Origin of the sequence: Bradyrhizobium sp. USDA 4532, from assembly GCF_024171315.1 — a bacterium.
Taxonomy (GTDB): Bacteria; Pseudomonadota; Alphaproteobacteria; order Rhizobiales; family Xanthobacteraceae; genus Bradyrhizobium; species Bradyrhizobium australafricanum.
On sequence record NZ_JALJZN010000001.1, the window covers coordinates 1,596,547 to 1,615,333 of the forward strand.

At 64.8% G+C, this 18,787-nt stretch carries 17 protein-coding genes; 5 read left to right on the forward strand and 12 right to left on the reverse strand.

Going from position 1 to position 18,787, the window contains the following annotated elements; genetic code table 11:
• Positions 1–160: 160 nt before the first annotated feature.
• The 3 genes from gyrA to J2R76_RS07755 all read right to left on the reverse strand — a co-directional run bounded on the left by gyrA (position 161) and on the right by J2R76_RS07755 (position 4,264).
• Complete coding sequence (gene gyrA, locus J2R76_RS07745; RefSeq protein WP_141340413.1) at positions 161–2,887, reverse strand: DNA gyrase subunit A; 2,727 nt, start codon at positions 2,885–2,887, stop codon at positions 161–163.
• A gap of 224 nt (positions 2,888–3,111) precedes the next feature.
• Entirely contained in the window at positions 3,112–3,510 is a 399-nt protein-coding gene (locus J2R76_RS07750; protein WP_253623901.1) for a DUF2306 domain-containing protein, read from the reverse strand.
• Positions 3,511–3,769: 259 nt separating this feature from the next.
• The gene (locus J2R76_RS07755) at positions 3,770–4,264 is read right to left on the reverse strand and encodes a single-stranded DNA-binding protein (RefSeq protein WP_057018508.1); all 495 of its coding nucleotides are present in this window, start codon (positions 4,262–4,264) and stop codon (positions 3,770–3,772) included.
• A gap of 448 nt (positions 4,265–4,712) precedes the next feature.
• On the opposite strand from J2R76_RS07755, the gene J2R76_RS07760 reads away from it, so the two are divergent.
• The 4 genes from J2R76_RS07760 (at position 4,713) to J2R76_RS40775 (ending at position 9,914) form a co-directional block, all read left to right on the forward strand.
• Positions 4,713–5,459: an outer membrane protein gene (locus J2R76_RS07760; RefSeq protein WP_076828596.1), complete on the forward strand. Its 747-nt coding sequence runs from the start codon at positions 4,713–4,715 to the stop codon at positions 5,457–5,459.
• Positions 5,460–5,715: 256 nt separating this feature from the next.
• Positions 5,716–6,375: an outer membrane protein gene (locus tag J2R76_RS07765; RefSeq protein WP_076828598.1), complete on the forward strand. Its 660-nt coding sequence runs from the start codon at positions 5,716–5,718 to the stop codon at positions 6,373–6,375.
• Positions 6,376–6,739: 364 nt separating this feature from the next.
• On the forward strand, positions 6,740–9,727 hold the full coding sequence (gene uvrA / locus J2R76_RS07770; protein WP_141340415.1) for an excinuclease ABC subunit UvrA: 2,988 nt from the start codon (positions 6,740–6,742) through the stop codon (positions 9,725–9,727).
• Between the two features lie 10 nt (positions 9,728–9,737).
• Positions 9,738–9,914 (forward strand): barstar family protein, encoded by a 177-nt coding sequence (locus J2R76_RS40775; protein WP_141340416.1) that lies wholly within the window; start codon positions 9,738–9,740, stop codon positions 9,912–9,914.
• 311 nt (positions 9,915–10,225) lie between these two features.
• Here the strand turns inward: J2R76_RS40775 and J2R76_RS07780 are convergent, their stop codons facing one another.
• The 5 genes from J2R76_RS07780 to J2R76_RS07800 form a co-directional block, all read right to left on the reverse strand.
• The gene (locus tag J2R76_RS07780; RefSeq protein ID WP_200844442.1) at positions 10,226–10,525 is read right to left on the reverse strand and encodes a glyoxalase/bleomycin resistance/extradiol dioxygenase family protein; all 300 of its coding nucleotides are present in this window, start codon (positions 10,523–10,525) and stop codon (positions 10,226–10,228) included.
• Positions 10,526–10,711: 186 nt separating this feature from the next.
• Entirely contained in the window at positions 10,712–11,044 is a 333-nt protein-coding gene (locus tag J2R76_RS07785) for a PRC-barrel domain-containing protein (RefSeq protein WP_141340418.1), read from the reverse strand.
• A 262-nt stretch (positions 11,045–11,306) separates the two neighbouring features.
• Positions 11,307–12,245, reverse strand: coding sequence for a cytochrome D1 domain-containing protein (locus tag J2R76_RS07790; protein ID WP_141340419.1), 939 nt, complete (start codon positions 12,243–12,245; stop codon positions 11,307–11,309).
• A gap of 103 nt (positions 12,246–12,348) precedes the next feature.
• Complete coding sequence (locus J2R76_RS07795) at positions 12,349–12,888, reverse strand: SRPBCC family protein (protein WP_141340420.1); 540 nt, start codon at positions 12,886–12,888, stop codon at positions 12,349–12,351.
• A gap of 158 nt (positions 12,889–13,046) precedes the next feature.
• Positions 13,047–13,811 (reverse strand): AAA family ATPase, encoded by a 765-nt coding sequence (locus tag J2R76_RS07800; RefSeq protein WP_141340421.1) that lies wholly within the window; start codon positions 13,809–13,811, stop codon positions 13,047–13,049.
• An 81-nt stretch (positions 13,812–13,892) separates the two neighbouring features.
• On the opposite strand from J2R76_RS07800, the gene J2R76_RS07805 reads away from it, so the two are divergent.
• Positions 13,893–14,216 (forward strand): hypothetical protein, encoded by a 324-nt coding sequence (locus tag J2R76_RS07805; RefSeq protein WP_141340422.1) that lies wholly within the window; start codon positions 13,893–13,895, stop codon positions 14,214–14,216.
• Positions 14,217–14,508: 292 nt separating this feature from the next.
• Here J2R76_RS07805 and J2R76_RS07810 read toward each other — a convergent pair whose 3' ends face one another.
• The 4 genes from J2R76_RS07810 to J2R76_RS07825 form a co-directional block, all read right to left on the reverse strand.
• Entirely contained in the window at positions 14,509–15,384 is an 876-nt protein-coding gene (locus tag J2R76_RS07810; protein ID WP_229189818.1) for a PCC domain-containing protein, read from the reverse strand.
• Positions 15,385–15,388: 4 nt separating this feature from the next.
• Positions 15,389–17,029, reverse strand: a complete 1,641-nt coding sequence (locus J2R76_RS07815; RefSeq protein ID WP_141340424.1) for an acyl-CoA synthetase — start codon at positions 17,027–17,029, stop codon at positions 15,389–15,391.
• A gap of 210 nt (positions 17,030–17,239) precedes the next feature.
• Positions 17,240–17,641 (reverse strand): SPW repeat protein, encoded by a 402-nt coding sequence (locus J2R76_RS07820; RefSeq protein ID WP_057018520.1) that lies wholly within the window; start codon positions 17,639–17,641, stop codon positions 17,240–17,242.
• Positions 17,642–17,821: 180 nt separating this feature from the next.
• A complete protein-coding gene (locus J2R76_RS07825; RefSeq protein ID WP_057018521.1) occupies positions 17,822–18,766 on the reverse strand; it encodes a tetratricopeptide repeat protein in 945 nt (314 codons plus the stop codon).
• Positions 18,767–18,787 lie beyond the last annotated feature (21 nt).

Sequence of the window (18,787 nt, forward strand, 5' to 3'; positions counted from 1 at the left end):
ATCGGTAGATCCGCCGGACCCCATCAAAGCATAGGGCGTTGCCCTTGGGCTAGGGGCGTAAGGCAGGCCGCCGGATTTCGCGGAGCCTGTCAACGGGGCGCGCATGTTGTGCGCGCCCCGTTGGCTGCATTCGGGCTGGGGGTTCTCCGAAACGGCGGCGCTAGCCGCCGTTGCCGTTCTCGCCGTTTTCCTCTTCAGGAATGTGCTCGACCGAGACCACGTGCTCGTCCTCGGCGGTGTCGAACACGATCACGCCCTGGGTCGAGCGGCCGGCGACGCGGATATCGGCCACCGGGCAGCGGATCAGCTGACCCTTGTCGGTGACCAGCATGATCTGGTCGGCGTCCTCGACCGGGAACGACGCCACCAGGTTGCCGTTCCGGTTGTTGACGCTCATCGCGACGATGCCTTTGCCGCCGCGGCCGGTGGTGCGGTACTCGTAGGACGAGGTCCGCTTGCCATAGCCGTTGACGGAGACGGTCAGCACCACCTGCTCGGCCGCCGACAGTTCGGCATAGCGCTCCTGCGACAGCTGGATCGCATTCGCTGTCTCCTCGCCCTCGGCCTCGACCGGCTCCTCGGTCGCGGCCTCGCCGGCCACGGCGCGGCGCATCTTCAAATAGGCCGAGCGCTCGTCCGACGTGGTCTCGACATGGCGCAGGATCGCCAGCGAGATCAGCTTGTCGGCCTCGGGCAGCGCAATGCCGCGCACGCCCATCGAGGTGCGGCCGGTGAAGACGCGCACATCGGTGACCGGGAAACGGATGCACTGGCCGCCGGCGGCGGTCAGCAGCACGTCGTCATGCTCGGTGCAGATCTGGACGTCGACGATCGCCTCGCCTTCCCCGAGCTTCATGGCGATGATGCCGGAACGGCGCACGTCGACGAAGTCGGACAGCTTGTTGCGGCGAACGGTGCCGCCGGTCGTCGCGAACATCACGTCGAGATTGGCCCAGGAGGATTCATCCTCCGGCAGCGGCATGATCGTCGTGATGCGTTCGCCCTGCTCCAGCGGCAGGATGTTGATCAGCGCCTTGCCGCGCGCGTTCGGCGCGGCCATCGGCAGCCGCCAGACCTTCTCCTTGTAGACCTGGCCGCGCGACGAGAAGAACAGCACCGGCGTGTGCGTGGACGCCACGAACAGGCGCGAGACGAAATCCTCGTCGCGGGTCTGCATCCCGGCGCGGCCCTTGCCGCCGCGGCGCTGCGCCCGGTAGGTCGACAGCGGCACGCGCTTGACGTAACCCGCATGCGACACGGTGACGACCATGTCCTCGCGCTGGATCAGGTCCTCGTCCTCGACCTCGCCTTCCTGCTCGATGATCACGGTCTTGCGCGGGGTGGCGAACTGCTGCTTCACCTCGGCCAGTTCGGTCTTGACGATGCCCTGCACGCGGGCGCGCGAGCGCAGGATGTCGAGATAGTCGGCGATCTCGGCCGCGAGCTTGTCGAGCTCTTCGGAAATCTCGTCGCGGCCCAGCGCGGTCAAGCGCTGCAGGCGAAGGTCGAGGATGGCCCTGGCCTGCTCCATCGACAGCCGCAGCGTGCCGTCCTCGTTGATGCGATGCCGGGGATCGTCGATCAGCGTGATCATCGCCTCGACGTCGCGTGCCGGCCAGTCGCGTGACATCAGGGCCTCGCGCGCGGTGTTCGGATCGGGCGAGGTCCGGATGACGCGGATGATCTCATCGATGTTGGCGACCGCGATCGCGAGGCCGACCAGGATGTGGGCGCGGTCGCGCGCCTTGCCGAGCAGGAACTTGGTCCGCCGGGTCACCACCTGCTCGCGGAACGCGACGAAGATGGTGAGCAGGTCCTTCAGATTCATCGTCTGCGGACGGCCGGAATCCAGCGCCAGCATGTTGGCCGGGAAATTGGTCTGCAGCGGTGTGAATCGGTAGAGCTGGTTCAGCACCACGTCGGGCACCGCTTCGCGCTTCAGCTCGATGACGACGCGATAGCCGTCACGATCGGACTCGTCGCGCAGGTCCCCGATGCCCTCGATCTTCTTCTCTTTGACGAGATCGGCGATACGCTCGACCATCGTCGCCTTGTTCACCTGATAGGGAATCTCGGTGATGATGATCGCTTCGCGATCCTTGCGGATGGTGTCGATCGTCACCTTGCCGCGCATCACGATCGAGCCGCGGCCGAGGTGGTAGGCGCTGCGAATGCCCTGACGGCCGAGGATGACGCCGCCGGTCGGGAAGTCCGGTCCGGGAATGATGTCGATCAGTTCGTCGATCGTGAGCGCCGGATTGTCGATCAGCGCCACGCAGGCATCGACGACCTCACCGAGATTGTGCGGCGGGATATTGGTCGCCATGCCGACGGCGATGCCGCCCGCGCCATTGACCAGAAGGTTCGGGAACCGGGCCGGCAGAACCGACGGCTCTTGCTCGGAGTTGTCGTAGTTCGGCTGGAAATCGACCGTTTCCATGTCGATGTCGGCCAGCACGGCGAGCGCCGCCCGGGTCAGCCGCGCTTCGGTATATCGATAGGCGGCCGGCGGATCGCCGTCGACCGAACCGAAATTGCCCTGGCCGTCGATCAGCGGCACGCGCAGTGAGAAATCCTGCGCCATGCGGACCATCGCGTCGTAAATCGACTGGTCGCCATGCGGGTGATATTTACCGATCACGTCGCCGACGACGCGGGCGGATTTGACGTATTTCTTGTCCGGCGTATGTCCCTGCTCATGCATCGAATAGAGGATGCGCCGGTGCACCGGCTTGAGCCCGTCGCGCGCATCGGGCAGCGCACGCGACACGATCACGCTCATCGCGTAATCGAGATAGGACTTCTTCATCTCGTCGAGGATGGAAACGGGACGAATATCTGAGGGTCCCGGCGGCTCGCCGGGCTTGTGGTCGTCGTTATCGGACAAAGGGGAAATCCGGTCGGTTCTGCTGGGGAATCATATAGCCCATCAGGGGCCTGATAACCACCCTTGCGCGGCTCCGGCAAGCCGTTTTTCCGTTCGTTTTTTCATGCACTTACGGGTGGAGCACCGAGGTTCCGGCTGCCTGGTCGGGAAGCGCGTGGCGAATGGCGAATAGCGGATGGAAAAATCCCTATTCGCCACTCGCCAGTGGCAGTTCGCCTCGCCAGTCAGTGGCCGAAAACCACTGCGTGCATGATCCGCCCGGGCATCAAGGTGAACAGTCCGGCGATGAGCAGCGCGCCGAAGAAGATGCCGATCATCGTGAACCTGTGGCGGCGGACATTGTGGCTCCGTGCGGCCGTGACGCCGAGCGCCAGCATGGCGAGCGAGAAGATCGACAGCAGGTGGATCGGGCTCCAGGGACCGACCAGCTGGATCTGATGGATCCAGAACGAGCTTCCGGCGACCACCAGCATCAGGATCACCCAGATCCAGCCCAGGGTCCGGTGCGGCAGCGTGCCCTTGGGGGCGGCGAGCTGGATGGAGCCGAGCACGAAGGCGGCCATCGCGGCAAAGGCGTGGAGCAGGATCGCAGGCGCGGCGTCGAGCAATGGCGCGAGGCTCATGATGGCCGGCCCTCGGGTGAAGCTCGCGGCCAGGCATCAAATGCCGCAGGCCAATGTAAATATCATTTACATCAGGCTGTGTCAAAGTCCAGGGAACCCGCATCCCCTTACGTCGAACCACCGACGTTCTGACAGAGAGTTACCGGGTTATCCTCATATTCCACACGAGGAAATTGCTGGTGCCGATCGCAACGACCGTTCCGGGAAATGATCTTCACGGAACGGCGCCTGACGGAATCGACGGAAGCGCGACCGCTGCTCAGAACGGGATGTCGTCGTCCATGTCGCTGTTGCGGCTGCTGCCACCACCCGCGGCGACGGCGCGGCGCGGCGCCGAGCTGACTGGTCCGGCCGAACCGAAATCGCTGCCGCCATCATCGGAGAAGCTGCTGCCCCCACCGCCACGCCCGTCGAGCATGGTGAGGTTGGAGTTGAAGCCCTGCAGCACGACTTCGGTCGAGTACTTCTCGACGCCGCTCTGGTCGGTCCATTTGCGGGTCTGCAACTGCCCCTCGATGTACACCTTGGCGCCCTTCTTCAGATACTGCTCGGCGACCTTGCAGAGGCCCTCGTTGAAGATCACGACGCGGTGCCACTCGGTCTTTTCCTTGCGCTCGCCGGTGCCCTTGTCGCGCCAGGTTTCCGAGGTGGCGATGGAAAGGTTTGCGATCGGACGGCCGTCCTGCGTCCGCCGGATTTCCGGATCCTTGCCGAGGTTTCCCACCAGGATCACCTTGTTCACGCTTCCTGCCATCGCATCATCTCCACTCAAAAACCGGGCGTCCGGACATTCGGCCGCCACTCTCAACCTTCGCCACTTACGCCGCAGGCGTCGTGGATGACCCTATACGCCGGTGCCGGCTCGTCGCCTTTGCCGTCTCGCGGTTATCCACGGATATCGGGATATAGCACCGGATCCGGCATCGTTCCAGTTTTGTTCGCCACAACCATCCGTAGAAGCGGCGAGTGCCGTCAGAGCGGCAGTCGATCTCGGTGCAGGCCGACGCTCGGCAGCAAGATTTAGAAAAACAACAAACAAATCAGCAGCTTGCCTTATCGATACTTCTCCCGCGAGTGTTGCATTTGGGAGACTGCGTTTTCGGTTGAATCAGCGTATAGCTCCAACCATGGCGCGGGCGCTCGCGTCTGGGATCGTGCTTCGGGACCGTTTGGAAGCCGATCGGGGTGCTGGGGGATTGATAATGAAGAAGTTTTTGCTCGGTACGGTTGCTCTGATTGCGTTTGCTGCGCCTGCCGCGGCTGCCGATCTCGCTGCGCGCCCGTACACCAAGGCGCCGCCGCCCGTGGTTGCCCCGATCTATGACTGGACCGGCTTCTACATCGGCGCCAACGGCGGCTGGGGCTCGAGCCACAATTGCTGGGACCAGCTCCCGGCCGGCATCTTCCTCGCATCAGATGGTTGCCATGATGCAACCGGCGGCGTCGCCGGTGGCCAGATCGGTTATCGCTGGCAGGCTGGCGCCTGGGTGTTCGGCCTCGAAGCGCAGGGCGACTGGGCTGACCTGAAGGGCAGCAACAACAGCGCGATCTTCCCGGGCCTGTTCACCAACCAGTCCAAGATCGACGCGTTCGGCCTGTTCACCGGCCAGATCGGTTACGCCGTCAACAACGTGCTGCTCTACGCCAAGGGCGGCGCGGCGCTGACCGACAACCGCTTCAACACCTACTTCACCCCAACCGGCGTGCTGGTCGGCAGCGCCAGCGACACCCGCTGGGGCGGCACCGTCGGCGCCGGCATCGAAGTCGGCTTCGCGCCGAACTGGACCGCGGGCATCGAATACGACCACCTGTTCATGCAGGACAAGACCTATAACCTGATCGCCCCCAACGGCACGCTGAACAGCACCATCCGCGATCGCCAGGACGTCGACCTCGTTACCGTCCGCGTGAACTACAAGTGGGGTGGTCCGGTCGTCGCGCGCTATTGATCGCGCCAGGCCGATTGATCCAGACGAAAGGCCGGCCTCGCGCCGGCCTTTTTGTTTGCGCCTGTTTGTGCGCCGGCTTTTTCGTTGCGTGTGCACGCGCACCTCACCGGGGCCGTTTTCGGTGCGTTGTGGTTTCGCGGATACACACGTTCCGGCATTTCTCTGTAGAAGCACCAGCACGTCACGCGACACTGCTGTGACGCTCTCTTCAAGATATCTGAAGGGACAACAAGAAAATGGGACTGGGACTTTGAAAATGAGGACTGTTTTGCTGGCCTCGGCCGGCATGTTTGCACTGAGCGCTTTTGCACCGGCAATGGCCGCCGACATGGCGGCACGCGCGCCTTACGTGAAGGCTCCGCCGCCAGCCGCGATCTACAACTGGACCGGCTTCTACGTCGGTGGCTTCGGCGGCTACGCCAGCGAGAACTCCGGCACCCCGAGCATGGAAGGCGGCTTCGGCGGCGGCACCATCGGCTACAACTGGCAAGCCGGCAACATCGTGTACGGCCTCGAGGTCGACGCCGCAGGCGCTGACATCGACGCATCGGTCTCCGCGCTCGGCGTCACCGCCCGCAGCAAGATCGACTCGCTCGGCACCGTGCGCGGCCGCCTCGGCTTCGCCGTCGACAAGGTGCTGTTCTATGGCACCGGCGGTTACGCCTGGGCCAACAACGAGGTCAGCGTCACCGCGCTCGGCGTGACCGCCTCGCAGAGCAACTTTCACTCCGGCTGGACCGTCGGCGCCGGCGTCGAGGCGTTCATCGCGCCGCAGTGGTCGATCAAGGGCGAATACCTGTATCGCAGCCTCGACAGCGAGAACTATTTCGGCGTGCCGTCCGGTACGCTCGAGCTGCACAGCGCCCAGTTCGGCGTCAACTATCACTTCGGCGGCCCGATCGTCGCCAAGTACTAAGCCTGAGCGAATTGCCTGACCGCCATCGGCGGTCAGATCGCACTGGCCGGCCTAGCGCCGGCCTTTTTGCGTAAGCGCGTTTTCGAGCGAAGTGAATTGCGGTTCGCGTCAAGAAAACGCGTCACAGCAGGAATCCAGAGCTCCCGTTCCGATCCCATCGAAGCGGGAAAAGGCTCTAGCGGAACCGGCGCTGCTGACGGCTGCTGCCATCAGGCAAACTATCCGTTGATGGACGCGACTCAGCACTGGAAATTGTCGACCGTTCTTCCTACGTTCCAGTCTTCACACCCCATCGGCGCAAGGTCCCGGCATCACCGGCGATGCGCGCCCAAAAGGCGCCAAGCATGCGCCCGGAACTGTCGCTATGGATGAAGTGCTCAAGGCGAAGCGCCAACAGAACGCCGGCTCCTCATCGCGCGCCATCACGATCCGTGGCGCGCGCGAACACAATCTGAAGAACATCGACGTCGAGATTCCCCGCGACAAGCTCGTGGTGTTCACCGGCCTGTCCGGCTCCGGCAAATCGTCGCTCGCGTTCGACACCATCTATGCCGAGGGCCAGCGCCGCTACGTCGAATCGCTGTCGGCCTATGCGCGCCAGTTCCTCGAGATGATGCAGAAGCCGGATGTCGACCAGATCGACGGCCTGTCGCCGGCGATCTCGATCGAGCAGAAGACCACGTCGAAGAACCCGCGCTCCACCGTCGGCACCGTCACCGAGATCTACGACTACATGCGCCTGCTCTGGGCGCGCGTCGGCGTGCCCTATTCGCCGGCCACCGGCCTGCCGATCGAGAGCCAGATCGTCTCGCAGATGGTCGATCGCGTGCTAGCGCTGCCGGAAGGCACCCGCCTCTATCTGCTGGCGCCGGTCGTGCGCGGTCGCAAGGGCGAGTACAAGAAGGAGCTCGCCGAGTACCTCAAGAAGGGCTTTCAGCGCGTCAAGATCGACGGCACCTTTTACGAACTGTCCGAGGCGCCGGCGCTCGACAAGAAATTCCCGCACGACATCGACGTCGTGGTCGACCGCATCGTGGTGCGTCCCGACCTCGCCCAGCGCCTCGCGGAAAGCTTTGAGACCGCGCTGAAGCTCGCCGAGGGCCTCGCCGTGATTGAATATGCCGACGCGCCGGCGGCGGCCGCCCAGGACGACAAGAAAGAGGACAAGAAGAAAACCGCCAAAATCCACGACAAGAGCGGGCCCGAGCGCATCCTGTTCTCGGAGAAGTTCGCCTGCCCGGTCTCCGGGTTCACGATCCCCGAGATCGAGCCGCGCCTGTTCTCGTTCAACAACCCCTATGGCGCCTGTCCGGCCTGCGGCGGCCTCGGCGTCGAGCAGCATATCGACGCGGACCTGGTCATCCCCGACAAGGAGCTGACCTTGCGCAAGGGCGCGATCGCGCCCTGGGCGAAATCATCCTCGCCCTACTACATCCAGACCCTGACCGCGCTCGGCAAGCACTACAAGTTCACGCTCGACACCAAGTGGAAGGACCTCACCAAGAAGGTCCAGAACGCGCTGCTGCACGGCTCCGGCGACGACGAGATCAAGTTCTCCTATGAGGACGGCGTCCGCTCCTACGACACCAAGAAGCCGTTCGAGGGCGTCATCACCAACATCAACCGCCGCTACCGCGAGACCGAGAGCGAGTGGGCGCGCGAGGAACTCGGCAAGTATTTCTCCGACGTGCCCTGCGAAGGCTGCAACGGCCACCGCCTGAAGCCGGAGGCGCTGTGCGTCAAGATCGGCGGCAAGCACATCGGCGAGATCTCCGAGCTCTCGGTCAAGCGCGCCGGCGAATGGTTCGAGACGGTGCCGGAGGCGCTGAACGCGCAGCAGAACGAGATCGCAACGCGCATCCTGAAAGAGATCCGCGAGCGCCTGACCTTCCTGCTCGACGTCGGCCTGAACTACCTGACGCTGTCGCGCTCCTCCGGCACGCTGTCCGGCGGCGAGAGCCAGCGCATCCGCCTCGCCTCGCAGATCGGCTCGGGCCTCACCGGCGTGCTCTACGTGCTGGACGAGCCGTCGATCGGCCTGCACCAGCGCGACAATGCCCGCCTGCTCGACACCCTGAAGCGGCTGCGCGACCTCGGTAACACCGTGGTCGTGGTCGAGCATGACGAGGACGCCATCCGCCTCGCCGATTATGTGCTCGATATCGGGCCCGGCGCCGGCATGCATGGCGGCCACATCGTCGCCGAAGGCACGCCCGACCAGATCATGCGCAATCCGAAATCGCTGACCGGCAAGTATCTCACCGGCGAGTTGTCGGTGCCTGTGCCCGACCGGCGGCCGCCGAACCACCGGCGCACCATCAAGGTCGTCAACGCCCGCGGCAACAACCTCAAGAACGTCTCGGCCGAAATCCCGCTCGGCCTGTTCACCTGCGTGACCGGCGTCTCCGGCGGCGGCAAGTCGACGCTGTTGATCGACACGCTGTACCGCGCCATCGCCCGCAAGCTGAACAACGCCAGCGAGGGCGCGGCGCCGCACGACCGCATCGAGGGCCTCGAGCACATCGACAAGATCATCGACATCGACCAGTCGCCGATCGGCCGCACGCCGCGTTCCAACCCCGCGACCTATACCGGTGCCTTCACGCCGATCCGCGAATGGTTCGCCGGCCTGCCGGAGGCGAAGGCGCGCGGCTACGAGCCCGGGCGCTTCTCCTTCAACGTCAAGGGCGGCCGCTGCGAGGCCTGCCAGGGCGACGGCGTCATCAAGATCGAGATGCACTTCCTGCCCGACGTCTACGTCACCTGCGACACCTGCAAGGGCAAGCGCTACAACCGCGAGACGCTGGAGGTGCTGTTCAAGGGCAAGAGCATCGCCGACGTGCTCGACATGACGGTCGAGGAAGCCGCCGAATTCTTCAAGGCGGTGCCGCGCGTGCGCGAGACCTTCCAGACCCTGCACCGCGTCGGCCTCGACTACATCCATGTCGGCCAGCAGGCGACGACGCTGTCGGGCGGCGAAGCCCAGCGCGTCAAGCTGGCGAAGGAGCTGTCAAAGCGCGCCACCGGGCGCACGCTCTACATCCTGGACGAGCCGACCACCGGCCTGCACTTCCACGACGTCGCCAAGCTGCTCGAGGTGCTGCACGAGTTGGTCGCCCAGGGCAACACGGTGGTGGTGATCGAGCACAATCTCGAGGTCATCAAGACCGCCGACTGGGTCATCGACCTCGGCCCCGAAGGCGGCGACGGCGGCGGCGAGATCGTCGCCTGGGGCCCGCCCGAGGACATCGTCAAGGCCCCGCGCAGCTACACCGGCAAGTTCCTGGCTCCGGTGCTGAAGAAGGCGAACAGCAAGCCGAGGAAGAGCTCAGCGAGCGAGGCGGCGGAGTGACACAGGCCGGGTGAGCGAGCCGCAAACATTCATCTCGTTCGAAGATGAGGGCGCGTCGTCCCCTGCAGCGGTGCGCGCCAGCATCCTTGAGAATGTGACGAGCAAAGCGGCGCTCTTGGCCACGCTCGCTGCACAGCTCGAATTTCCCGGTTACTTTGGGAGCAATTGGGATGGGTTCGAGGAATGAATCCGCGATCTCTCGTGGTTGCCGCACGGTCCCGTGCTTGTAATGCATGCTGATGTGCGGCTGGTTGGCGACCTGCCGAACGCGATGACCTACGTTGCGATACTGAATGACGCTGCTCGCAAAATGTCAGGATCGAAAGACCATCCGCTTTCGGTTGCATTTCCCCTCAGATATCGCGACCAGGTCATGTGGCTGCTTCGAGCAGACCAGGCCCGTAGCAAGTAGCCTGGATGAGCGAAGCGATATCCGGGGCCTCTCGCGGCCAACAATGACCGGTCCCGCATATCGCTTCGCTCATGCGGGCTACACACTTAGCTCCCACGGCAGGTGGCGATCTGCCAGACGTTGGCCCAGGCATCCCGCACCATCGCGCGTCTGTCGCCATAGGGCGTATCCGCAGGCGGCTCGATCGATTCAGCGCCTGCCGCGATCGCCCGCCGATAGGTCTCGTCCGCGTCTCGAACATAGACGTAGAGAAAGGCCGACATCGCCTCGCGGACGCCTCCGCCGTCGCTGATCAGGATGATCGAGTCTCCGATCCGGATTTCCGTTGGCGCGCCGGAGCGCACTTTGCCCTGCGCATCGAAAACGTCTCGAAGAAATCTGGCCAAGCCAGTGAGGTCGCGGGTGACAATTCGCGGTATGACGGAAGGCCAGCCGGCGGGCTTGAATTGGGGCATGTGCCTGACTTAGTAGCCCGCATGACCGGAGCGATATGCGGGGTCTATCAGCCGAACAAGTTGACCGCTCCCGCATGTCGCTTCGCTCATGCGGGCTACGGTCTCTCAACCGCTCTGCTACACCGCCCAATAGTTCGGGTGCGTGTACGATCGCGAGCGGTCGCCCCAGTCGAATTCGTCGCCGTCGAATTCGGAGGGTCCTGACCGCAGATCATCCAGCGTCACCTCGGCCTCGAAGGCCTGCCGCACAGGATCGAATCGCAGCGCGGTCCATCTGACGGGATAGTGGTGGTGGGTACTCAGCACGCCTCCGGTCTTGATGATGGCATAGGCCACCGTTCCGCTCACCTTGTCGAGCATCAGCCGCTCGATCGACCCGAGCTTGGCGCCATCGCGCCCGAAGACGCAGACATGCTCGACCCGGTCACTGGGCACCAAGGTATGATGCATGGCATCCTCCCTGTGTTCCGCTTATTTGCCCGATAATATATGCCTGCCGCGCTGGTGAGCCAATGGGGCGCGGCTCGGCGACCGGCCGCAGGGGCCGGTTGGCTCTATCCTGCGGCGGCGGACGCTTGCACAATTTCGGAATAATAAAAACGTACCGCTGATTTGCCCGACGCGTCAAGTCGCTTTTCCGAGTCTCGACGGCAGCCTGCTCCTTTGCATGGGGTTGTTTTCGATATTTTGGGACACCCCACGCACCTTCCCCCTACTCCGTCCGTCTGAGGAACGCCCCGAACGCGCGCGGGCCGTCGCCGACCTTGACCTCGCCAATCACCTTCAGCTCGGCGGCGTCGATCATGCTCAGCGTGTTGCTTTCCCAGTTCGCGACCAGGATGCGCTTGCCGTCGGCGGTCGCCTCGATGCCTTCGGGGTAATCGCCGACCGTGATCCGCTTCACGGGCTGCAACGTCGCGAGGTCGAACACGCTGACCTTGCCGTCATACTGGTCGGTGACGAAGCCGCGGCCCTGCGCCAGCGCCACCGCGTAGGGGCGCAGGCCGACATGCACGCGGCCGATCTCGCGCGCGGTCGCGACGTCGATCACCGAGACGTCGTTGGTGCCGACATTGGCGGTGTAGGCACGCTTGCCATCGGCATCGATGGTGACACCAAACGGCCGACTCCCGACCTTCACGATCCCCCTCAGCTCGCGCGAGGCGGTATCGATGATGGAGACGCTGTCATCGTCGCGATCCGCCGACAGCAGCAGCAGCCCATCCGGTGTCACCGCCAGCCCGGACGGCGATGCACCGACCGCGATACTTGCGACGACACGCTGCTCTCTGGCATCGATCACCCGCACCGCGGCGGCGTACCAGTCGGCGACATAGACCATCGCGCCATCGGGCGCGACCGCGATGCCGAGCGGCCCGCCGCCGACATCGACCCGCCCCACGACCTTTCGCGCCGGCGCGTCGACCACCGTGACCGCCTTGGCATCCGGGCTGGTCACATAGGCGAAGCGGCCGTCATTGCTGACGGCAACGCCCGCCGGCTTGCCGCCGATCGCGATGGTCGCGACCGGCTTCGAGGTCGCGAGATCGACCACCGTGAGATCGTCGCTGAGCTGGTTGGTGACGAACGCCTCCTCGGCGCGCGCGGCGCCGAGGCTGGCAAGCAGCGCGACGAGCGCAATCGCGCGCACGGCTAAAGCCCGACGAGATTGGGACAAACCATCATCGCGCTTTAGCTCCTCGTCTTGAGCATGATCTTGTCGGAAAACCGCTTCGCACTTTTCCGGATCATGCTCAGGTCCCGCTCTCGATCTTCTTCTTCAGCGCTTCGAGCCCGGTCTTGTAGAGCCCGCTCACCGCCTTCACCGCGGCCTCGTCGCTCAGCTCCGGCGGCGGGTCGTTGTTGGGAAAGCCGCGATAGAACGCGCCGGCCCATTCCAGCTTCGACTTGCCGTCCGGCGCCGGCGACACCGTCAGCGTCGAGGAATAGTTGGTGACCGGCAGCACCTTCACGTCGACCGCCGTGATCCGGTACGAATAGCTCATCATCTCTGGTTCGTATTTGTAGAGCTCCTCGTCGATGGTAATGCCGGGCGCCAGTGTCAGCCGCCGTGTGGCGCCGATCTCGTTGCCCTTCTCGCCCTCGGTCTTGGCGACACCGGCAAGCCAGCTCATGTCCTGGAAATTGCCGATCACCGCCCACACCTTGGCCTGCGGCGCATCGATCTCGATGGATTCCCGCACCTTCTGGCGGGTCGGCCCATGAGCCCAAACGGCCCCCAACACGGCCAATGCCGCCACCACCACGAAAGTCCGTGCGATCGTCCGCCTCATCCTTGGTCCTCTCCCGATGTCTGTCGGCCCTGCGCCGCCTGGCGCATGCCGCAGTTTATGATTGGAGGTTCTAGACTAGACCGGCAACCTGCTTCTTGCACCAGAGCGAACTCGCACCCGCCGGCTTCCCCGGGAGGCAAGCCTGCCGGGCAGCGGCGTCAGTCCTCGATCGCCGCCTCGACGAACCCCTTGGGGTCGTCGCAGAACTCGCGCATCAGCCGGTAGTGATCGGTGTCCCTCAGGCCCACCGGCTCCAGCGCGTATTTGCTCAGCCGCAGCAGCGTCGCATTCGGATAGGCCATCAGCACCGGCGAATGCGTCGCCATGATCACCTGGCAGTGGCCGGTGCCGTTCATCCGGTGCAACAATTTGAGGAATTCGATCTGCCGCGACGGCGACAGCGCGGATTCCGGCTCGTCGAAGATGAAGATGCCCTGCCGCTGGCAACGCTCGTTGAAGAAGCGCAGGAAGCCCTCGCCGTGGGAATAGGACAGGAAGTTCGGCGGCACGTCTCCGACATCCAGCGCGGCCTCGTCGACGTAGCGCGCCACCGAGAAAAAACTCTCGGCGCGGAAGAACCAGCCATTCGTGATCTTAGGTAGCCAGCTGGCACGCAGCGCCGACGCAAGCGAGCCGCCCATCTTCTCAACGGCATTGCCATGGTCGACCGCGCGATAGCCCTTGCCGCCGCCGGCGTCGTCATAGCCGGCCATCACGGCGATGCCTTCGAGCAGCGTCGATTTGCCGGTGCCGTTCTCGCCGACGATGATCGTGATCGCCTTGTCGAAGCTCAGCTCGAAATCGTCGCGCAGCAGCGGCAGTACGAACGGATAGGCATCGCGGTTCGGAATTCGCGCAGGATCGAGCCAGACCCGCTTCAGATACGGCGCAGGCATGTTGATCGGGCGGTTTCGTCTGGCCATGTGCGCGGATCCGGGGAAACAATGGCGGGCGGCCCAGTTTATGATAAGAGCCCGCAACAATCCTAGATGGCCGGATGCCCCATGCCCAGCAAGTCTTACGCACTCTTCCGCAAGGCGATCCTCAACGAACAGCAAGCGGTCTGCATCTATGACGGCCGGCCGCGCGAACTCTGCCCGCACATCATCGGCCACAACAAGAGCGGTGAAGAGGTCGTGCTGGCCTGGCAGTTCGGCGGCTCGAGCTCGGGCCAACTGCCGCAATGGCGCTGCCTGCGGCTCGCTCACGTCAGCGACATCAGCCTGCGCAACGGCCCTTGGCACGAGGGCGGATCGCATCGCACCGAGCAGACCTGCGTCAGCGAGATCGACCTCGACATCAACATCCATGTCCGCAAGCGGAGGTGAGCGGCCCCTGCGCCCCCTGGTCAAGAGAGGGCGGCGAAGGCGGCAAGCCTCGGACAATTCATGTCGCGAGAATGCGGATATGTGACTCGCAGATCGCGCAACAAATTAGGTGTCGTCCCGGGCAAGCGAAGCGCGACCCGGGACCCATAACCACCGAAGGTCATTGTTGCATAACGCTTGAGCCACAGCTCGCTTCGACAACGAATGTCTGTGGTTATGGGACAGCGGAGGCCGCGGCGCGATATCGGCTCCGGCGAACGCCAGGACGACCGCCGGGAGAAAGCGCCCGCCCCTACGGCTGCTCCGCCTCCGCCAGCACCTCCAGCGCCAGCTCCATCGTCATCAGCACCGGATTGTCGCCGCGCACCAGGCGTCCCTCGGCGATGCCGCCGAGATAGTCGACCAGCGCGATGTCGAGCTCGGCATGCAGCCGGCCATCCGCGTCCGGTGCGATCTCGCCCGCGGTCACCGCGAGCTCGGTCGCGAACGGCACCACGCTGTGGCCGTCGGTGAAGACGGCGCCGATGGTCGAGCCGACGCCGCCATGCAGCCGCGCGCGCAGGATGCCGTGCTGGCGGCAGAAGGCTTCCAGCGCGCAGGCAAAATCCTGGTTCGGCCGCAGCCGCAGCGCGAAGGCATGGCTCGTGGTCCTGGCCCCACGCGGCTCGGCTGCGACCGGACCGAACAGCTTGAAATTGGTTTCGCTGTCCGCCTCGGCCAGGAACGTCGCGCCGTCAATCCCGAACGCGTTCACCTCGAACGGCTCGGCGACAATGGTTTCTTCCGGCAGCATGTGGCCGCCATTGAAACGGCCGTCGGCCTCAGTCCACAGGCCGTGGCAATGAAAGAACGGCGCGCCGTCGCGTTCGCCGAAGGTCAACGCCGCCAGCTTGAGCCGGGTCACGCCGTCGGGACGGAACGTGTCGCTGTAGAACGCAGCGTTGACGCCATCCTTCGACAGCGCCGGCATCACATAGGCGAACGGCCCGAGCGCGCCGCTTTTCGCGCTCAGGACGCCGCTGCAAAAGCCCTCCGCCGCAAAGCCGCGGCGCACGGCTTCGAGCAAGGGAATGCCGGCCTCGAGCACGAATGAAAAGGCGCGGCCGCGCGCCCTGACCCATTGGATGCGCTCTGGATGCGGAGCGCCAGGCTGGGCGATGCTGCGCATCGCCTCACGCGCCCGTCGATTTGGCGATCACTTCGAGCAGCCCGCGCGCCTCGAGCTCGTCGCGGATCAGCCGCTTCGGCACCTTGCCGTAGCCGGACTTCGGCAGCGCCTCCCAGAAGAAGAAGCGTTTCGGCATCTTGTAGCGCGGCACTTTTGGCGCGAGATGGGCGGCAAGCTCCGCCTCCGCGACCGCCTCGGTGCCCTCGCGCGCGACGCAGACGGCGACGCCGACCTCGCCCCAGAAGGGATCGGGCACGCCGAGCACCGCGACCTCGCCGACCGCGGGATGGGTCAAGAGCTTCTCCTCGATCTCGCGCGGATAGATGTTGGAGCCGCCCGAGATGTACATGTCGGAGGCACGGCCGGTGATGTAGACGAAGCCCTCCTCGTCCATGTGGCCGAGGTCGCCGGTGCGGAACCAGCCGTCGCGAAACGCCTTCGCATTGGCCTCGGGGTTGTCGTAGTAGCCCGCGAACACGCCGGGACCGATCACGCAGATCTCGCCGGTCTCGTGCGCCTTCAGCTCGCTGCCATCGTCGCCCTGGATCGAGACCTGCATCCCGGTGCGCTCGAAGCCGCAGGTGCCGATCCGCGCATGCGGCCCGTCCTCGGGATCGTGAAGTCCGGGCGGCAGCACCGTGATGTTGCCGGTGACCTCGCCGAGGCCGAAATACTGCACCAGCACGCCGCCGAGCTTGTTCAGCGCCGCCTTCTGGTCCTCGCGATACATCGGCGCGCCGGCGTAGATGATGTAGCGCAGCGAGGAATGGTCGTGCTGGTCGGCGGCGGGATGCTCGACCATCATCTTCAGGATGGTCGGCACCGTGAACATGTTGCTGACGCGATGCTTGGCGATCAGCCGGAAGGCTTCGGCGATGTCGAACTTCTCCGACGGCAGCAGGATGGTCGGCACGCCGCGCGCGGTCTGCACCAATTGATGTACGCCGGCGCCATGCGATAGCGGCGCCACCACCAGCGAGGCGTCCTCTTCCGTGGTGCCGGGCATCAGGTCAGCGAGATGGTTGGTGATGACGAAGGCCATCTGGCCATGGGTCAAGACCGCGGCCTTGGAGCGGCCGGTGGTGCCGGAGGTGAAGAAGAACCAGCAGGGATCGTCATAGTCGACGGCAACGTTCTCGACCACAGCGCCGGCGTGCTTGGCGATGACATCGCCGAGCGTCGCCTCGCCGAACGTGCCCTCCTCCCCGATCTGCCAGACGAATTCGAGCGCGGGATTGGCGGCCGCCTTGGCATGTTCGGGGAAGTCGGCGTGGCACAGAAACGCCTTGGCGCCGGAGGCCGCCGCGAGATAGGCGACCTCGTCCGGCATCAGGCGGAAATTGGTCGGCACCCAGACCGCGCCGAGCCGGAAGGCGGCGAACATCGACCAGAACATCTCGTCGCAGTTCTTGGAATGCACCAGGATGTGGTCGCCCTTGACGATGCCGCGCGCGGCCAATGCCGCCGCCAGCGCCGAGACGTTCTGGTCGATATGGCGCCAGGACCAGGCCTTCTCGTTCCAGATGAAGCCGGGGCGATCGCCGTGGCGGCGGGCGTTCTGGGTCAGGATGTAGGCGAGGTTCATGACCCGGCGCGATACCCGCGCGATCCCGCCGCGCGGCGCGGCAGCAGCCGTCCCGCTCATTGCCGCCCCGCCGATACGCACAACAGACAGGGCAAGGTCAGGACGATCATCGGGTGTTTCCTCGGTCAGAACCGGGCGTCTTCAAGCGCCGCAAGGGATTGGTACCGCCCGGTTTATCGCCAAGCCGCCGCCTTCGGCAAGGCCCGACGGGCGCGGCCCGATGATACCGCGCGCCGGCGGCGGTCAACCCGTTGTTTTCTGCCCAGCCCGCTACTGCGGGTGCTTGGCGAGTTCCTGCTCGCTCAGGTTCCAGTCCTGCCACAGCTGCAACGCGCCTATAAAGGCGACCAGCGCGCCGAGCAGGATGTGCCAGAACTGCAGCGCGTGGTCCTCGGCGTAACCAAAGACCATGGGCGATGCCATCAGCCAGAGACCGAGCAGGATGCTGGCCACCTCCTCCCAGCGGTGCAGCGCGACATATTCGAGCTGGGCGATGCCGAGCACCAGCATGCCGACGATGAAGCTGTTGAGGACGAGGTGGCTGCGCTCGATATCGACAGCGCCGCTCACCTGCATCGGAAACCAGGGCGAGACCATGATCAGCACGCCGAGCAGCATGCCGAGCCAGTCCTCCCAGGGACGGTGTGTGTTGAAGAAACGATTGTCCGACATGACGAACCTCCTCCGACAAGAGGCATACGTCGGCGGCCGGCTCCGCCACTCCGTACCAGACGACCATCCAGCCGCATCAGGGGCGTATGTCTGTCATCAAACGTAATCGAACTGCATCCATCCGCAAGGCCCGTCCCGCGTATGTGCGACACGGCAGGAGCGATCGTTGCCGGCAAGATGTCACCGCGCTCCGCCGAGCCGCGCCAGCGCTCCCTTGGCGCTCTGCAAATCGGGCTGCAGCTCGAGCGCCTTGCGGAAATCGGCCGCCGCGCCCTTCTTGTCGCCGAGCCGCAGCTTGGCCTGGCCGCGATTATTCCAGGAATAGACGTCGTTCGGATCGTATTGCAGCGCCTTGTCGTAATCGGCGAGCCCGCCCTTGTTGTCCCCTTGAAAGAGACGGATCATGCCGCGGTTGCGCCAGCCGCGCGCATCGGTCGGCGCGATCCTCGCAGCCTCGCCATAGTCGGCGGCGGCGCGATCGAGCTGCTCGGTATCGCGATAGACATTGCCGCGGTTGATGTAGGCGAGCACGTTGGGCTCGAGCTTGATCTCGGTGGTGAAGTCGGCGATCGCATGCGCCGCGTCGCGCTTGCGGTAGTAGACGAACCCGCGATTGCCATAGGCGGTGGCGAGCTGCGGATTGTATTTGATGGCGAGGCTGAGATCGGCCAGCGCGCGGTCGAGATCGCCCTTGTTGAGCCAGGCATCGCCGCGATTGTTGTAGGCCAGCGCAAATGCCGGATCGATGCGGATCGCCTCTTCGTAATCGGCAATCGCATGATCGAGATCGCGCTTGAAGGCGTAGACGCGGCCGCGATTGGTATAGGCGCAGGCGTAGGCGGGATCGAGCTTGATGGCCTCGTTGAGGTCGGCGAGCGCTGCATCGAGCTCGCGCTTCTCGGTCAGCCCATGGCCGCGATTGCAATAGGCCCCGGCCAGCCGCTTGCCGGTCTCGGTCTTGCCGTCGATCACCGTGGTGCAGGCGGCCACGCGGTCGCCGGGCGCCGTCGTCAGGCCGACGCAGGTCTGCCAGCTCGGATCGTCGCCGGCGGCGGCTTGCGGCGGGTCTGGAAGCGTCAACGCGGCGCCGAGCAACACGGCGGTCAGGCAGGCCAAAATGCGCATATCGTCAATCCACAAATGCCA

Excerpts from the sequence above, each read along its gene's own strand:
- J2R76_RS07750 (WP_253623901.1), bottom strand. The coding sequence starts at position 3,510 with ATGAGCCTCGCGCCATTGCTCGACGCCGCGCCTGCGATCCTGCTCCAC.
- J2R76_RS07755 (WP_057018508.1), bottom strand. The coding sequence starts at position 4,264 with ATGGCAGGAAGCGTGAACAAGGTGATCCTGGTGGGAAACCTCGGCAAG.
- J2R76_RS07760 (WP_076828596.1), top strand. The coding sequence starts at position 4,713 with ATGAAGAAGTTTTTGCTCGGTACGGTTGCTCTGATTGCGTTTGCTGCG.
- J2R76_RS07765 (WP_076828598.1), top strand. The coding sequence starts at position 5,716 with ATGAGGACTGTTTTGCTGGCCTCGGCCGGCATGTTTGCACTGAGCGCT.
- uvrA (WP_141340415.1), top strand. The coding sequence starts at position 6,740 with ATGGATGAAGTGCTCAAGGCGAAGCGCCAACAGAACGCCGGCTCCTCA.
- J2R76_RS07785 (WP_141340418.1), bottom strand. The coding sequence starts at position 11,044 with ATGCATCATACCTTGGTGCCCAGTGACCGGGTCGAGCATGTCTGCGTC.
- J2R76_RS07795 (WP_141340420.1), bottom strand. The coding sequence starts at position 12,888 with ATGAGGCGGACGATCGCACGGACTTTCGTGGTGGTGGCGGCATTGGCC.
- J2R76_RS07800 (WP_141340421.1), bottom strand. The coding sequence starts at position 13,811 with ATGGCCAGACGAAACCGCCCGATCAACATGCCTGCGCCGTATCTGAAG.
- J2R76_RS07805 (WP_141340422.1), top strand. The coding sequence starts at position 13,893 with ATGCCCAGCAAGTCTTACGCACTCTTCCGCAAGGCGATCCTCAACGAA.
- J2R76_RS07810 (WP_229189818.1), bottom strand. The coding sequence starts at position 15,384 with ATGCGCAGCATCGCCCAGCCTGGCGCTCCGCATCCAGAGCGCATCCAA.
- J2R76_RS07815 (WP_141340424.1), bottom strand. The coding sequence starts at position 17,029 with ATGAGCGGGACGGCTGCTGCCGCGCCGCGCGGCGGGATCGCGCGGGTA.
- J2R76_RS07820 (WP_057018520.1), bottom strand. The coding sequence starts at position 17,641 with ATGTCGGACAATCGTTTCTTCAACACACACCGTCCCTGGGAGGACTGG.
- J2R76_RS07825 (WP_057018521.1), bottom strand. The coding sequence starts at position 18,766 with ATGCGCATTTTGGCCTGCCTGACCGCCGTGTTGCTCGGCGCCGCGTTG.